This window comes from Burkholderia sp. KL41, from assembly GCF_057005415.2.
Map to the genome: position 1 here is coordinate 1,146,888 of NZ_CM174447.1, position 14,567 is coordinate 1,161,454.

The following is a 14,567-nucleotide window of genomic DNA, read 5'->3' on the forward strand; positions in this document are numbered from 1 at the left end:
CGCGTGATGAATAAGGTATGATCCTAGCGCTTCCCGGCTTCGCGTGTCAACGGAGCGGGGCAAATCACGCGGTTTCGGCGGTGCTGAAGCGGGGCCGGAGCAGGCGCATTCGAATCATTCAAGGAGAGCAGGGAAACGTGGCTGAAGTCACTGAGCGCGCGCCGGGCAAGCGGCGTATGCGAGGGCGGCCGCTGGCCGGGGCGTCCGTCGGACCGGACGTGATATTGCGGGCCGCGCGCCGTACGTTCGCGAAGCGGGGCTACGACGCGACGAGCGTGCGCGAGGTCGCGCGCGAGCTGGGCATCGACGCGGCGCTGATCGCCCATCATTTCGGTACGAAGGAAACGTTGTGGCTGGCCGTCGTCGAGCAGATCGTCGAGATCGCCGAGCCGATGTTCGATGCGCTGCGTGCGTTGCGCACGTCGCCGCTGTCGCATCGCGAACGCGTGCGGCGCGCGCTCGAGCTGTGCGTCGACCATGAGTTCGACGAACCCGACATGGGCATGTTCTTCTCGACGGCGGCGACCGAAGTGGGCGGGCGGCTCGACCGGCTGCAGGAGCGGCTCGTCCGTCCGTATTACGACGTGATGTTCCCGCTGCTGGCGGACGCCGTGCAGGCCGGCGCGATTCGCGCGGTCGATCCGAACGTGCTGTTCTTCATGATCGCGAGCGCGATCGGCAACACGGTGTCGTACAGCCACATCATGCTGGAGTTCACGTCGCTGCCCACGCAGCCGGACGCGTTCCGGCGTGCCGTGACCGACGCCGCGCTCAACCTCGTCGGCGACTGAGCGCCGCGCGCCACGCGCACACTCACGTCGCGGCAACCAGCCCCAGTTCGCGCACCGCGTTCCGCGCGGTCTCGCGCAGCGCATCGACGAGCGGCGATGGCGTCCGGTACGCGATCGCCAGCTCGTACGCGAGCAGGCTGCCCGCACCCTTCAGTTCGCAGAACGTAATGCCTTTCGGTTGCATCGGCACGAACAGGCGCGGCATCAGCGCGACGCCGATACCGCCCGCGACGAGCCCGGCCGTCGTCTGCATCTGGCGCGGCTGCTGGACGACGCGCGGCGCGAAGCCGGCCTGCGCGCATGCGGTCACGAGCAGCGCATGCATGCCGGGACCGTGGTGCGCGGCGAACATGACCCACGGGTCGTCCGCCAGGTCGGCGAGCGCGATGTGCCGGCGGCGCGCGAGCCGGTGACCGTCGGGCAGCGCCGCGACCATCCGGTCGCGCAGCAGCGGCTCGACGCGCACGTCGCCCGCGTCGGCCACCGGCAGCACGACGAGGCCGACGTCCGTGCGGTCGTGGCGCAGCGCGAGCACCTGCTCGGCGGTCGTGCCTTCCTCGAGCTGGAAATCGACGCCTGGATGGCGTTCCTGGAACGCCCGCAAGATCAGCGGCAATAGCGCGTTGACGGTGCTGTCGACGAAGCGCAGCCGCAGCGTGCCGCCGAGGCCCGCGCCCGCGCGGCGGGCCACGGCCACCGCGCGCTCGGCCTGTTCGAGCGCGCGCCGCGCTTCGAGCAGGAAGGCCTCGCCGGCCGGCGTGAGCGTCGAGCCGCGGTTGTCGCGCTCGAGCAGCGAGACGCCCAGCTCGTCCTCGAGCTTGCGGATCGCCGCGCTGAGCGGCGGCTGCGCCATGTGCAGCCGCTCGGCCGCACGCCGGAAGCTGAGCGTCTCGGCAACCGCGATGAATTGCCTGAACTGGCGCAGATCGATCATGCGATACCTCTCGTGTATCAGTGGATCATCGAATTCGTATTTTACCTATCACCTCACCACGCCCAGACTTGCACTGTCGCCAATCGTCAACATTCGGGAGGGCAGGACATGACGGACAGTGAACGGCAACGGACGGCGATCGTCACGGGCGGGTCGAGCGGGATCGGCTTCGCGATCGCACGGCGGCTGGTGGAGGACGGGTATCGCGTCGCGATCGTCGGGCGCGACACGGCGCGGCTGGACGCGGCCGTCGCGCGTCTCGGCGGCGCGGCGATCGGGCAGGCCGGTGATTTGAGCGTGCGGCGCGAGGCTGAGGCGGCGGTCGCCGCGATCGTCGCGCAGTGGCCCTGCGTGGACGTGCTGGTCAACAACGCGGGGCTGACCGGCCGCGTTAGCGCGGACACCGAGGCGGGCGAGGCCGAGACCGTGTGGGATGCCGTGCTCGACGCGAACCTGAAAAGCCTGTTCGTGACGACCCTCGCCGTGCTGCCGCACCTGGCCGGGCGCGACGCGCGGATCGTCAACCTCGGCTCGATCGCGGCGCGCGCCGGCAGCCTGCTGCCGGGCGGCCTGGCATACGCGGCGGCGAAGGCCGGCGTCGAAGGGTTCACCGTTGCGTTGGCGCGCGAACTCGGGCCGCGCGGCACGACGGTCAATACGGTCGCGCCAGGCTATATCGCCGACACACGCTTCTTCGGCGACGGCGGCGTCGCGCCGGCCATCGCGGCGACGATTCGCGAGCAGACGCCGGCCGGCCGCGCCGGGCATCCGGACGACATCGCGGACGCGGTCGCGTGGCTCGCCGGACCGCGCGCGTCGTTCGTCACCGGCGCGACGATCGCGGTGAACGGCGGCTGGCGCGTCGGGTGACGCCATCCGTACCGGCGGCCGGGCACGGCATCGCGCGCCACGCCCGGCCGCCGGTCATTCGAGATCCTTGGGCGGCGCATCGCCGAGCCAGCGCCGCGCGCCGGGCCCGTTGCGGCCCGCGCGGTCTTCCGGGTTCGTCAGCTTGCAGCGCTTCAGCGACAGGCAGCCGCAGCCGATGCATTCGTCGAGGTTGATGTAGAGCCGCTGCAGCTCCTCGATCCGGCTCGCGACGCGTTGCTTCCAGCCACGCGACAGCCGCTGCCAATCCTTGTTGCTCGGCGCGGTGTCCTCGGGCAGGCTGACGAGCTGCTCGGCGATCTCGTCGAGCGAATAGCCGATCTTCTGCGCGAACACGATGAACGCGATCAGCCGCAGCACCGCGCGCGAATAGTGGCGATGGCTCGAGCCGTTGCGGTGCGACTTGATGAGCCCGCGCGTCTCGTAGAACCGCAATGTCGACGCCGGCACGCCGCTGCGCGCGGCCACTTCGCGAATCGACATCAGCGGCCATTGCGGGATTTCCTGGATACCCATGACACCCCTCCGGGAAAGCTTGACTTGAAGTTAACTTCAACTTTTATGCTACGCGGCAGTTTAACCCGTCGCGAGGCATCATGCTCTCCTTATCCCTACGCAGGACGTCGCCTTTGGGCGCGGCCTGTGCACTGCTGCTGGCGTTGTCGGGCTGTCACGACGGCAAAGGCGCATCGTCGGCCCCGGCCCTTCCCGAAGTCGGCGTTGCCACCATCGCGCCGCGCACGATCCGCCTCGCGGACGAATTCAACGGACGCGTCGAAGCGGTCGACGCAGTCGAACTGCGGCCGCGCGTGAGCGGCTATCTGCAGCGCGTCGCCTACAAGGAGGGCGACCTGGTCGCGCAGGGCGCGCTGCTGTTCGAGATCGACCCGCGCCCGTACCGGATCGCACTCGATCGTGCGAACGCGCAGCTGCAGCGGGCCCGCGCGGCCGCGAGCCTCGCGAACGTGCAGCTCAAGCGCGTGCAGACGCTGATCGATGCGCATGCGACGTCGCAGGAAGAACTCGACAACGCGCGCGCCACGGCCGAGCAGGCGCGGGCGGACCTGCAAGCGGCCGATGCGGCCGTCGCCGATGCGAAGCTCAATCTCGGTTTCACCGAAGTGCGCGCGCCGATCGCGGGCCGCGTCGGCCGCGCGGTCGCCACCGTCGGCAATCTGGCGCGCGCGGACGACACGCTGCTGACAACCGTCGTGTCGCAGAACCCCGTCTACGTGTATTTCGACTGCGACGAACAGAGCTACCTGCGCTACAACGCACGGCGTGCCGACCCGACGCATCGCGCGATCGGCGCCGATCCGGTTCGCGTGGGCCTCGCGAACGAGACGGGCTTCCCGCATGCGGGCACCGTCGATTTCCTCGACAACCGTCTCGACCCGCAGACGGGCACGATCCGCGCGCGCGTGCGGCTGCCGAATGCGGACCATGCGTTTACGCCCGGCCTGTATGCGCGCGTGCAGCTCGTCAGCGGCCGCGACCAGGATGCGCTGCTCGTCGACGACAAGGCGGTGCTCACCGACCAGGACCGTAAGTACGTCTATGTGATCGGCCCCGGCGACAAGGCGCTGCGCCGTGACGTGACGATCGGCCGCGGGCTGGACGGCGAGCGGATCATCGAGAAGGGGATCCAGGCGGGCGACCGCGTGGTCGTCGACGGCATGCAGCGGATCTACTATCCGGGCGCGCAGGTGAAGCCGAAGGCACTGCCCGCCCGTGCCGATGCCGGTGCTGGTCATGGCGCGGGCAGCGGATCGGGCAACGGCACGCAGGCCGTCGCCGATGCCGGCGCGCCGGCCGTGCAGTGACGGGAGCGATACGATGGATTTCTCCCGATTCTTCATCGACCGGCCGATCTTCGCGGTCGTGCTGTCGATCGTCATCTTCGCGATCGGCCTGATCTCGATTCCGATGCTGCCCGCCGGCGAATACCCGGAAGTCGTGCCGCCGAGTGTCGTCGTGCGTGCGACGTACCCGGGCGCGAACCCGAAGGAAATCGCCGAATCGGTCGCCGAACCGCTGGAAGAGGCGATCAACGGCGTCGAAGGCATCATGTACATGAAGTCGGTCGCCGGGTCGGACGGCAGCCTGCAGGTCGTCGTCACGTTCCTGCAGGGCGTCGATCCCGACACGGCCGCCGTGCGCGTGCAGAACCGCGTGAGCCAGGCGCTGTCGCGCCTGCCCGACGAGGTGCGCCAGTACGGCGTGACCACGCAGAAGCAGTCGCCGACGCCGCTGATGTACGTGAGCCTCTATTCGCCGGACAACAGCCGCGATTCGCTGTACCTGCGCAACTACCTGACGCTGCACGTGAAGGACGAGCTGTCGCGGCTGACCGGTGTCGGCGACGTCGGCTTGTCCGGCTCCGGCGACTACGCGATGCGGCTGTGGCTCGACCCGAACCGGCTCGCGTCGCGCGGGCTGACCGCGAGCGACGTGATTGCCGCCGTGCGCGAGCAGAACGTGCAGGTGTCGGCCGGCCAGCTCGGCGCGGAGCCGACGCCGAAGAAAAACGACTTCCTCCTGTCGATCAACGTGCGCGGCCGGCTGCGCACGGCGCAGGAGTTCGGCGACATCGTGCTGCGCAACGGCGACGACGGCCAGGTCGTGAAGCTGTCCGATGTCGCGCGCGTCGAGCTCGGTGCGGGCGATTACACGCTGCGCTCGTACTTCAACGACAAACAATCGGCCGTGGTCGGCATCTTCCTGTCGCCGGGGGCGAACGCGCTCGAAGTCGCGAAGGCCGTGTATGCGAAGTTCGACGAACTGTCGAAGCGCTTCCCGCCCGGCGTCGCGTACCGTCCCGTGTGGGATCCGACGGTATTCGTGCGCGATTCGATCCGTGCGGTGCAGCACACGCTGATCGAGGCCGTCGTGCTGGTCGTGCTCGTCGTGATCCTGTTCCTGCAGACGTGGCGCGCGTCGATCATTCCGCTCGTCGCGGTACCCGTCTCGGTGGTCGGCACGTTCGCGTGGCTCTATCTGCTCGGCTATTCGATCAACACGCTGACGCTGTTCGGGCTCGTGCTCGCGATCGGGATCGTGGTCGACGATGCGATCGTGGTCGTCGAGAACGTCGAGCGCAACATCGCGCAGGGCTTGAGCCCGCGCGACGCCGCGCACCAGGCGATGCGCGAGGTGTCGGGGCCGATCGTCGCGATCGCGCTCGTGCTGTGCGCGGTGTTCGTGCCGATGGCGTTCATGTCGGGCGTCACGGGGCAGTTCTACCGGCAGTTCGCGGTGACGATCGCGATCTCGACGGTGATCTCCGCGATCAACTCGCTGACGCTGTCGCCCGCGCTCGCCGCGAAGCTGCTGCGTCCGCACGGCGCGCCGAAGGATGCGCTCACGCGCGGGCTCGACCGCGCGTTCGGCTGGCTGTTCCGTCCGTTCAACCGCTTCTTCGATCGCAGCTCGGATCGCTATCACGGCGTCGTCTCGCGCACGCTGAAGCGGCGCGGGGTGGTGTTCGCGGTCTATGCGGCGTTGCTCGGGGCGACCGCGCTGCTGCTCAACGCAGTGCCGGGCGGCTTCATCCCGGTGCAGGACAAGCTGTACCTGTTCGCGGGCGCGAAGCTGCCGGAAGGCGCGTCGCTGGCGCGCACCAGCGAGGTGACCGAGCAGATGACGAAGATCGCGCTCGGCACCGACGGTGTCGAGATGGTGCCGGCGTTTGCCGGGCTGAATGCGCTGCAGGGCGTGAACACGCCGAACATCACGAACTCGTACGTGATCCTGAAGCCGTTCGACCAGCGCCACCGCAGCGCCGCGCAGATCAATGCGGACCTGAACGCACGCTTCGCGACCATCGGCGGCGGCATCACCTATGCGCTGATGCCGCCGCCGATCCAGGGCCTCGGCAACGGCTCGGGTTATTCGCTGTACCTGGAGGATCGCGGCGGGCTCGGCTACGGCGCTTTGCAGAACGCGCTCACCGCGTTTCAGGCCGCGGTCGCGAAGACGCCGGGGATGAGCTACCCGGTCAGCTCGTACCAGGCCAACATCCCGCAGCTCGAGGTGAAGGTCGACCGGTTGAAGGCGAAGGCGCAGGGCGTCGCGCTGACCGACCTGTTCAGCACGCTGCAGGTCTATCTCGGCTCGATGTACGTGAACGACTTCAACCTGTTCGGCCGCGTGTACCGCGTGATGGCGCAGGCGGATGCCGGCCACCGGCAGACGGCCGCCGACATCGCGAACCTGCGCACGCGCAACGCGAAGGGCGAGATGGTGCCGATCGGCTCGATGGTGACGGTGGTGCCCGCGTTCGGGCCCGATCCGGTCGTCCGCTACAACGGCTATCCGGCCGCCAACCTGATCGGCGACGCGGATCCGAAGGTGATGTCGTCGTCGCAGGCGATCGAGAAGCTGCAGCAGATCGCGAAGGACGTGCTGCCGCCGGGGATCGTGCTCGAGTGGACCGACCTCAGCTACCAGCAGGTCACGCAGAGCAACGCCGCGATCGTCGTGTTCCCGCTCGCGGTGATGCTCGTGTTCCTCGTGCTCGCGTCGCTGTACGAGAGCTGGACGCTGCCGCTCGCGGTGATCCTGATCGTGCCCGTGTGCATCTGTGCGGCGCTGTTCGGTGTGTGGCTGTCGGGAGGCGACAACAACGTGTTCGTGCAGGTCGGGCTCGTCGTGCTGATGGGGCTGGCGTGCAAGAACGCGATCCTGATCGTCGAGTTCGCGCGCGAGCTGGAAATCCAGGGCAAGGGCGTGATCGAGTCCGCACTGGAAGCATGCAAGCTGCGGCTGCGTCCGATCGTGATGACGTCGGTCGCGTTCATCGCGGGTTCGGTGCCGCTCCTGATCGGCGGCGGCGCGGGCAGCGAAGTGCGGGCCGCCACCGGCATCACCGTGTTCGCGGGGATGCTCGGCGTCACGCTGTTCGGGCTGTTCCTGACGCCCGTGTTCTATGTGGCGATCCGCAAGCTCGCGGGCGGCACGCCGGCCGTGTGGAGCGAACACCACGGCACCCTCGAAGGAGAAAACCGATGAGCGCCGCTTTCCGTCTTTCCGCGCTCGCGATGTCGGTGACGCTTGCCGCATGCGCGGTCGGCCCCGATTTCAGGCGGCCCGATACGGCCACGGCCGAGCGGTTTGCCCGCGACGCGCATCCGGCGGCGCAGCGCGACGCATTGCCGTCCGGCAAGACGCCGGATATGCCGCCCGACGTGTCGGCGGATGCCGATGCCGCATTCTGGCGCGGCTTCGGCGATCCGCAGCTGACGCAGCTGATCGACACGGCGCTCGCGGCGAACCAGGATCTCCAGGTCGCCGTGTCGCGTTACGACGCATCGAATGCGCTGCTGTCACAGGCCACGTTCGATCGTTACCCGACGATCACCGCGAGCGGGAAGATCGGCCATCAGCTGATGAGCAAGGACCAGGCGTTCGGGGCGCCGCGCAGCCAGCGCGATACGCCGACGTCCAGCGTCGGGATCAATGCGGCGTGGGAACTCGACCTGTTCGGCCGCGTGCGTCGTTCGATCGAGTCGCAGCGCGCGGAGACGGCCGCCAGCGCGGCGGACGTGCGCGCGGTGCGCGTCGCGATCGCCGGCGAGGTGGCGAGCACGTACGTCGACTTGCGCGGCTCGCAGGAGCGGCTGCGGATCGCACGCGAGAACGCCGACAACCAGAAGCAGACGCTCGCGCTGATCAATGCGCGCGTCGGCGCGGGGCGCGGCTCCGAACTCGATGCGGCGCGGGCGCGCGCGCAGTACGAATCGACGACGTCGCGGATCGCCGTGTATGAAGCGGCGATCGGCGTCGACGAGCATCGGCTCGCAGTGCTGACCGGGCAGACGCCGGATGCGCTGATCGGCCGCTTCGATCTCCCGAAGGCCGCCGCATCGGCGGGCACGCCCGTGCCGCTGCCGGTGCTGGCCGCCCGCATCGATCCCGGCACGCCGGGCGACCTGCTGCGGCGCCGGCCTGACGTCGCGGCCGCCGAGGCGCGGCTGCACGCGGCGACCGCACGCGTCGGCGTCGCGACGGCCGACCTGTTTCCGCGCTTCACGCTGTCGGGCCTGCTCGGCAGCGCGACGAGCAGCTACGGGTTCTTCCGCGCGGGCAGCGATACGAACCTGATCGCGCTCGGCATCGACTGGTCGTTCCTCGACGTCGGCCGCGTGCGCGCACGGATCGCCGCGAGCGACGCGGAAGCGGCCGGGCAGCTCGCGCAATACCGGCAGACCGTGCTCGGGGCGCTGGAGGAAACGGAGAACGCGCTGCTGCGGGCGGCACGCACGCGCGACGAGACGGACCATCTCGTGCGGGCCGCGACCGACAGCGCGCGTGCCGCGCAACTGGCGCAGGCGCGTTTTTCGGCGGGCGCGATCGACTACTACGAAGTACTCGACGCGCAACGCACGCTGCTGCAGGCGCAGGATGCGGCGGCCGACGGGCGGATGCGCAGTGCGGCGTCGACGGTCGCGCTGTACAAGGCGCTTGCGGGCGGCTGGCCGTCGGGAACGGGGCAGGGGCCGCAAGGCCCGCTCGCGCAGTCGGGGCAGTAGCGCGGGCAAGGCGGCGCGGCAGGCCGGCGCAATCCTGCCTGCCGCGCGCCGCGTGACTACACGCTGGCCGGATCGATCTTGTCGATGTCGATGCCGTAGCGCCGGATGGCTTCGCCGACGCGCGCACGCGGGATCGCGCCGTCGTCGGCGAGCGCCTTCAGCGCCGCGACCACGATGAAGTGCCGGTCGACCTCGAAGAACGTGCGCAGCGCGTCGCGCGTATCCGAGCGGCCGAAGCCGTCGGTGCCGAGCGACACGAAGCGCCGGCCGTCGACGAACGCACGGATCTGGTCGCCGACGATCTTCATGTAATCGGTCGCGACGACCACCGGCCCCGTGCGGCCGTCGAGGCATTGCTGCACGTACGGCACGCGCGGCGCCTCGTCGGGATGCAGCAGGTTCCAGCGTTCGGCGGCCAGCCCGTCGCGGCGCAGCTCGTTCAGGCTCGTCGCGCTCCACACGTCGCTCGACACGCCGAAGTCCTGCGCGAGCAGGTCGCTCGCGGCGATCACTTCACGCAGGATCGCGCCGCTGCCCATCAACTGCACGTGCGGCACGTCGGCCGCGCGCGACGTGCCTTCGCGCAGCAGGTAGAGGCCCTTGAGAATGCCGGCCTCCGCGCCGTCGGGCAGCGCCGGATGCGGGTAGTTCTCGTTGAGCAGCGTGATGTAGTAGTAGACGTCCTCCTGTTCCGCGAACATCCGCCGCAGGCCGTCGCGCACGATCACCGCGAGTTCGTACGCATAGGTCGGGTCGTACGACACGCAGTTCGGAATCACCGACGACAGCACGTGGCTGTGCCCGTCGTCGTGCTGCAGCCCTTCGCCCATCAGCGTCGTGCGGCCCGACGTCGCGCCGAGCAGGAAGCCGCGCGTACGCGCGTCGCCGGCCGCCCACGCGAGATCGCCGACCCGCTGCAGCCCGAACATCGAATAGAAGATGTAGAACGGGATCGCCGGCAGGCCGTGGTTGCTGTAGGCGGTACCGGCCGCGATCCACGACGCGATCGCGCCCGATTCGTTGATCCCTTCCTGCAGGATCTGCCCGTCCTTCGCTTCCCGGTAGTAGCTGAGCTGGCCCGCGTCCTGCGGCGTGTAGAGCTGGCCGAGATGCGAGTGGATGCCGATCTGGCGGAACAGCCCCTCCATCCCGAACGTGCGGGATTCGTCCGGCACGATCGGGACGACCAGCTTGCCGAGTGCCGGGTCCTTCAGCAGCGTGCCGAGGATGCGCACGAACGCCATCGTCGTGGACAGCGCGCGTTCGCCGCTGTCCTTGAGCTGCGCGTCGAATGCGGCGAGCGGCGGCACCGGCAGCGGCGCCACGTCGCTGAAGCGGGCCGGCACGTGGCCGCCGAGCGCGGCGCGGCGTTCCGCGAAGTAGCGTGCCTCGGCGCTGCCGGGTTCGGGTTTCAGGTACGGCAGGTCGTCGAGTTGCGCGTCGCTGACCGGCAGCGCGAAGCGGTCGCGGAACGCGCGTACGGCGTCCGCGCTCATCTTCTTCAACTGGTGGTTCACGTTCTGGCCTTCGCCGGCTTCGCCCATTCCGAAGCCCTTGACCGTCTTCGCGAGCACGACGGTCGGCCGCCCGTCCGCGTGCATCGCCTGCGTATAGGCCGCATGCACCTTTTCCGGATCGTGGCCGCCGCGCGCGAGTTTCCAGATGTCGTCGTCGGACAGGTCGGCGACGAGCTCGAGCAGTTCGGGATACTTGCCGAAGAAATGCTCGCGCACGTACGCGCCGCTCTGCGACTTGAAGGTCTGGTAGTCGCCGTCGACGCATTCCATCATGCGCTGACGCAGCAGGCCCGTTGTGTCGCGTTCGAGCAGGCGATCCCAGCCGCCGCCCCAGATCACCTTCACGACGTTCCAGCCCGCCGCGCGGAACGTGCCTTCGAGTTCCTGGATGACCTTGCCGTTGCCGCGTACCGGGCCGTCGAGACGCTGCAGGTTGCAGTTGACGACGAAGATCAGGTTGTCGAGCCGTTCGCGCCCGGCGAGCGAGATCGCGGCGAGCGATTCGGGCTGGTCCATTTCGCCGTCGCCGAGAAATGCCCAGACCTTGCGGCCCTGATGCGCTTTCAGCCCGCGATATTCGAGGTAGCGCATGAAGCGCGCCTGACAGGCGGCCGTGAGCGGCCCGAGCCCCATCGACACGGTGGGGAATTGCCAGAAATCCGGCATCAGCCGCGGATGCGGATACGACGACAGCCCGTCGCGTCCCGCTTCGCGGCCGGTCTCTCGGCGGAAGTTGTCGAGTTGCGCGTCCGTGATGCGGCTTTCCAGGTACGCGCGGCCGTAGATGCCGGGCGCCGAATGGCCCTGGATGTAGACCATGTCGCCATCGAAGGTATCGGTGCGGCCGCGGAAGAAGTGATCGAACCCGACGTCGTACAGCACCGCGGCCGACTGGTAGGTCGCGATGTGACCGCCGACGTTCGAATGCCGGCCGGCGCGCAGCACCATCACCATCGCGTTCCAGCGAATCATCGCGTTGAGGCGCCGTTCGAGCGCGAGATCACCCGGATAGGCCGGCTGCCGTTCGCGCGGCACCGTGTTCACGTACGCGGTCGTCACGCGGCCGTGCAGGTCGCCGTGGCGTGCTGCGTCGAGGTCGGAAAGCCGGTCGATCAGGTAATGCGCGCGCGGGCGGCCTTCGATCGCGATCACGGATTCGAGCGCATCGAGCCATTCGCGGGTTTCCTGCGGGTCGATGTCGGGTAGCGCGAGAGGTGCGGTCATGCAATGTCTCCAGAAGCATAAGGCTGCGCGGGGCGGCGGTCGTGGCGGCGCATCGCGCGACGGGACGCCCGTCGATCGGCGGGCAGATAATTGCAATTGCAATCGTATGGCGGCAATTGTTATCGAGGTAAAATTTAATTGCAACTGCAATTCAATGAGAGGAACGACCTGACATGAGCGCACCCGAACCCGATCTGTGGTTCTCGTTCGTCCGCGCGCACCGGACGATGATTCGCGAAATCGAGCGCCGCCTCGCGGCTGCCGGCCTGCCGGCGTATGCGTGGTACGACGCGTTGTGGGGGCTCGAGAGCGGGCCTGACGGCACGCGCCGGATGCACGAGCTGGCCGACGTGCTTGCGATCGAGCGTTACAACCTCACGCGGCTGGTCGACCGGCTCGAACAGGAAGGGCTCGTCACGCGCGCCCGTTCGGCGGACGACGGCCGCGCCGCGTACGCGAGCATCACCGACAAGGGGCGCACGCTGCGCAAGAAGATGTGGAAGGTGTACCAGTCGACGGTCGCGGAACTCTTCCTCGATCAGTTCGGCGGCAAGGAGCAGGCGGCGATGGCCGCCGCGCTCGATCGTGCGACCGCCGCGGCGCGCGAGGCGGCAGCCGACGCGAAGTAGCGGCGGCCCGCCGGCGCGTCAGCCGCTCGCGTGGCGGCGCATCGCCTGCACGGCCCAGTCGGCAGGCACGCGGCCGTCGTCGGCCAGCAGGCGAAGCGCGACCGCGGCGATCCAGCGCGCATTCGGCGCGCGTGCGCCGGCGTCCGGGCCCGCCGAGTCCGCACCGAGCGCCGCGAAGCGGGCCGGGACGAACGCGCCGATCTGCGCGGCGACGTGCCGCGCATAGCCCGTCACGGCGAGCACCGGCGTGCGGCTGTCGCCGATGCATCGGCGCACATGCGCGACCTGCGGCTCGTCGTGCGGGTGCAGCAGGTTCCACCGGTCGGCCGCGTGACCGTCGCGGGCGAGCTGCGTGTAGCTCGGGCAACTCCAGATCGTCGAATCGACGCGCCATTCGTCGCGCAGCAGATCGGCCGCCTCCTGCACCTGTGCCAGCGTGCTGCCCGCGCCGCACAGCCGGATCCGGGCGGCCGCCGCCGGCCGGCCGGCCCGCACCATGCCGCTGAACGCATCGCGGGCCGCGGTGGCCGACAGCGGTTTCGCATCGGGCACGGGGTCGTCGTGGCTCGCGAGGTAGCAGAACCCCGGCTGGCCGGCGACATAAAGCGTTCGCAGCGCGTGGCGCAGGATCGCGATCGCCTCATGCCCCGAGGCCGGATCGTATGGCGTGCACGCGGGGTTCGCGGCCAGCCAGTGCGGGACGTCGGGCGTCACGCCTTTCGGCCAGGACGACGCGAGCGTTTCGGCATCGTTCACGAAGATCCCGCGGTCGACGGTTTCGATCGACGCCAGCCGCAGCCGGTCGGTCGCACGTGCATGCAGCAGGTACAGCAGCGGCCGCTCGAACCGCTTGCGCGCATCGAGAAACCGCAGCGGCCAGGCGCTGATGCGGCGATGCGCCCCCGCGTCTGCAAACGGCGCACGCGTGTCGGCTCGCACGATCCAGACGTGTTCCGATGTCGCCGCATCGCGTTCGAGGCAATCGGCGGCCGCGCGCATCGCGCCGAGCGGCGACACCGCACGGCCACGCGGCGCGAGCCGCTGCGTCAGCAGCCTTTCGAGGCAGGCCACCGCGGCGCGGCGGGTGTCGGGCGTCCGCACGGGCGGACCAGATCGCGCAGTCTGCATGTCCCTCCTTCTGGTATTGGCATGTCGCCGGGGCGTCGGTTCCGGCATATGATTGCAATTGCAACGATTGTAGTTGCAACGACAACCGGAAGACAAGGACCGACATGACTTCGACGCATTCCCTCACGTTCTATACGGCCGACACGCCGAACGGGCACAAGATCGCGATCTACCTGGAGGAGGCCGGGCTCGCGCACGAGCGCGTGCACGTGAACCTGTCCGCCGGCGAGCAGCGCAGCCCGGCGTATCTCGCGATCAACCCGAACGGCAAGATCCCGGCCATCGTCGACCACGACACCGGGCTGACCGTGTTCGAATCCGGTGCGATCCTCAGCTATCTCGCTGCGAAGACGCGCTTTCTGCATCCCGAAACGCTGGCCGAGCGCACGGCGGTGCAGCAATGGCTGCACTTCCAGATCGGCGGGATCGGGCCGATGCTCGGCCAGCTCTGGTGGTTCCTGCATGCATCGAAGACGGTCAATGCGCAAGCGATCGAGCGCTACCGGAACGAAGCGCGGCGCCTCTATGGCGTCGTGAACGGCCGATTGGCGGAATCGGCGTATCTCGCTTCGTCGCGGTACTCGATCGCCGACATCGCCGCGTTCCCGTGGCTGCGCGCGGCGGCCGAGCTCGATCTCGACCTTGCCGGCTACCCGCACGTCGAGCGCTGGCTCGCCGATATCGAGGCGCGGCAAGCCGTTCAGCGGGGCCTGGTCGCATGCCGCGCACCGGCGGCAGCGCGCGCGAACTGACGTCGCATCGCCCACGCTGAACGGATGGCGCGGGCGCCAGCCGCCGGTCTGCGGGGAAACATTGTTCTCCTTCGTCGTAAACGTCTCGAATGCGTGATATTTGCGCCGCGCGATCCGGTTTAGAGTGGCCGCGAATCGATGACGATGTGTCGTATCGCCGCAGTCCTGGGCCGT

General features: G+C 69.1%; 11 protein-coding genes. 7 read left to right on the top strand and 4 right to left on the bottom strand.

Annotation, left to right across the window (positions count from 1 at the left end):
* Positions 1–137: 137 nt before the first annotated feature.
* The gene (locus tag PQB87_RS22740; RefSeq protein ID WP_489243894.1) at positions 138–791 is read left to right on the top strand and encodes a TetR/AcrR family transcriptional regulator; all 654 of its coding nucleotides are present in this window, start codon (positions 138–140) and stop codon (positions 789–791) included.
* A gap of 22 nt (positions 792–813) precedes the next feature.
* Here PQB87_RS22740 and PQB87_RS22745 read toward each other — a convergent pair whose 3' ends face one another.
* On the bottom strand, positions 814–1,725 hold the full coding sequence (locus PQB87_RS22745; RefSeq protein WP_489243896.1) for a LysR family transcriptional regulator: 912 nt from the start codon (positions 1,723–1,725) through the stop codon (positions 814–816).
* 108 nt (positions 1,726–1,833) lie between these two features.
* Here PQB87_RS22745 and PQB87_RS22750 point away from each other — a divergent pair, with 108 nt between their 5' ends.
* On the top strand, positions 1,834–2,595 hold the full coding sequence (locus PQB87_RS22750; RefSeq protein WP_489243898.1) for an SDR family NAD(P)-dependent oxidoreductase: 762 nt from the start codon (positions 1,834–1,836) through the stop codon (positions 2,593–2,595).
* Between the two features lie 54 nt (positions 2,596–2,649).
* On the opposite strand, the gene soxR is transcribed toward PQB87_RS22750, so the two are convergent.
* Positions 2,650–3,129, bottom strand: a complete 480-nt coding sequence (gene soxR, locus PQB87_RS22755) for a redox-sensitive transcriptional activator SoxR (protein ID WP_059522233.1) — start codon at positions 3,127–3,129, stop codon at positions 2,650–2,652.
* A gap of 80 nt (positions 3,130–3,209) precedes the next feature.
* Here soxR and PQB87_RS22760 point away from each other — a divergent pair, with 80 nt between their 5' ends.
* Genes PQB87_RS22760 through PQB87_RS22770 form a run of 3 tightly spaced genes read left to right on the top strand, consistent with a single transcriptional unit; the run spans position 3,210 to position 9,143 of the window.
* Positions 3,210–4,436: an efflux RND transporter periplasmic adaptor subunit gene (locus PQB87_RS22760; RefSeq protein WP_489243900.1), complete on the top strand. Its 1,227-nt coding sequence runs from the start codon at positions 3,210–3,212 to the stop codon at positions 4,434–4,436.
* A gap of 13 nt (positions 4,437–4,449) precedes the next feature.
* Entirely contained in the window at positions 4,450–7,623 is a 3,174-nt protein-coding gene (locus PQB87_RS22765; protein WP_489243902.1) for an efflux RND transporter permease subunit, read from the top strand.
* Positions 7,620–9,143: an efflux transporter outer membrane subunit gene (locus PQB87_RS22770; protein WP_489243904.1), complete on the top strand. Its 1,524-nt coding sequence runs from the start codon at positions 7,620–7,622 to the stop codon at positions 9,141–9,143. The genes PQB87_RS22765 and PQB87_RS22770 overlap by 4 nt, the downstream gene beginning before the upstream one ends.
* A 56-nt stretch (positions 9,144–9,199) precedes the next feature.
* Here the strand turns inward: PQB87_RS22770 and aceE are convergent, their stop codons facing one another.
* A complete protein-coding gene (aceE, locus tag PQB87_RS22775; RefSeq protein ID WP_489243905.1) occupies positions 9,200–11,884 on the bottom strand; it encodes a pyruvate dehydrogenase (acetyl-transferring), homodimeric type in 2,685 nt (894 codons plus the stop codon).
* 173 nt (positions 11,885–12,057) lie between these two features.
* On the opposite strand from aceE, the gene PQB87_RS22780 reads away from it, so the two are divergent.
* Entirely contained in the window at positions 12,058–12,513 is a 456-nt protein-coding gene (locus PQB87_RS22780) for a MarR family winged helix-turn-helix transcriptional regulator (RefSeq protein WP_027789419.1), read from the top strand.
* An 18-nt stretch (positions 12,514–12,531) separates the two neighbouring features.
* Here PQB87_RS22780 and PQB87_RS22785 read toward each other — a convergent pair whose 3' ends face one another.
* On the bottom strand, positions 12,532–13,641 hold the full coding sequence (locus tag PQB87_RS22785) for a transketolase-like TK C-terminal-containing protein (RefSeq protein ID WP_489243907.1): 1,110 nt from the start codon (positions 13,639–13,641) through the stop codon (positions 12,532–12,534).
* A 104-nt stretch (positions 13,642–13,745) separates the two neighbouring features.
* Here PQB87_RS22785 and PQB87_RS22790 point away from each other — a divergent pair, with 104 nt between their 5' ends.
* Positions 13,746–14,393 (top strand): glutathione S-transferase family protein, encoded by a 648-nt coding sequence (locus PQB87_RS22790; protein ID WP_021162279.1) that lies wholly within the window; start codon positions 13,746–13,748, stop codon positions 14,391–14,393.
* The last annotated feature ends 174 nt before the right edge of the window (positions 14,394–14,567 follow it).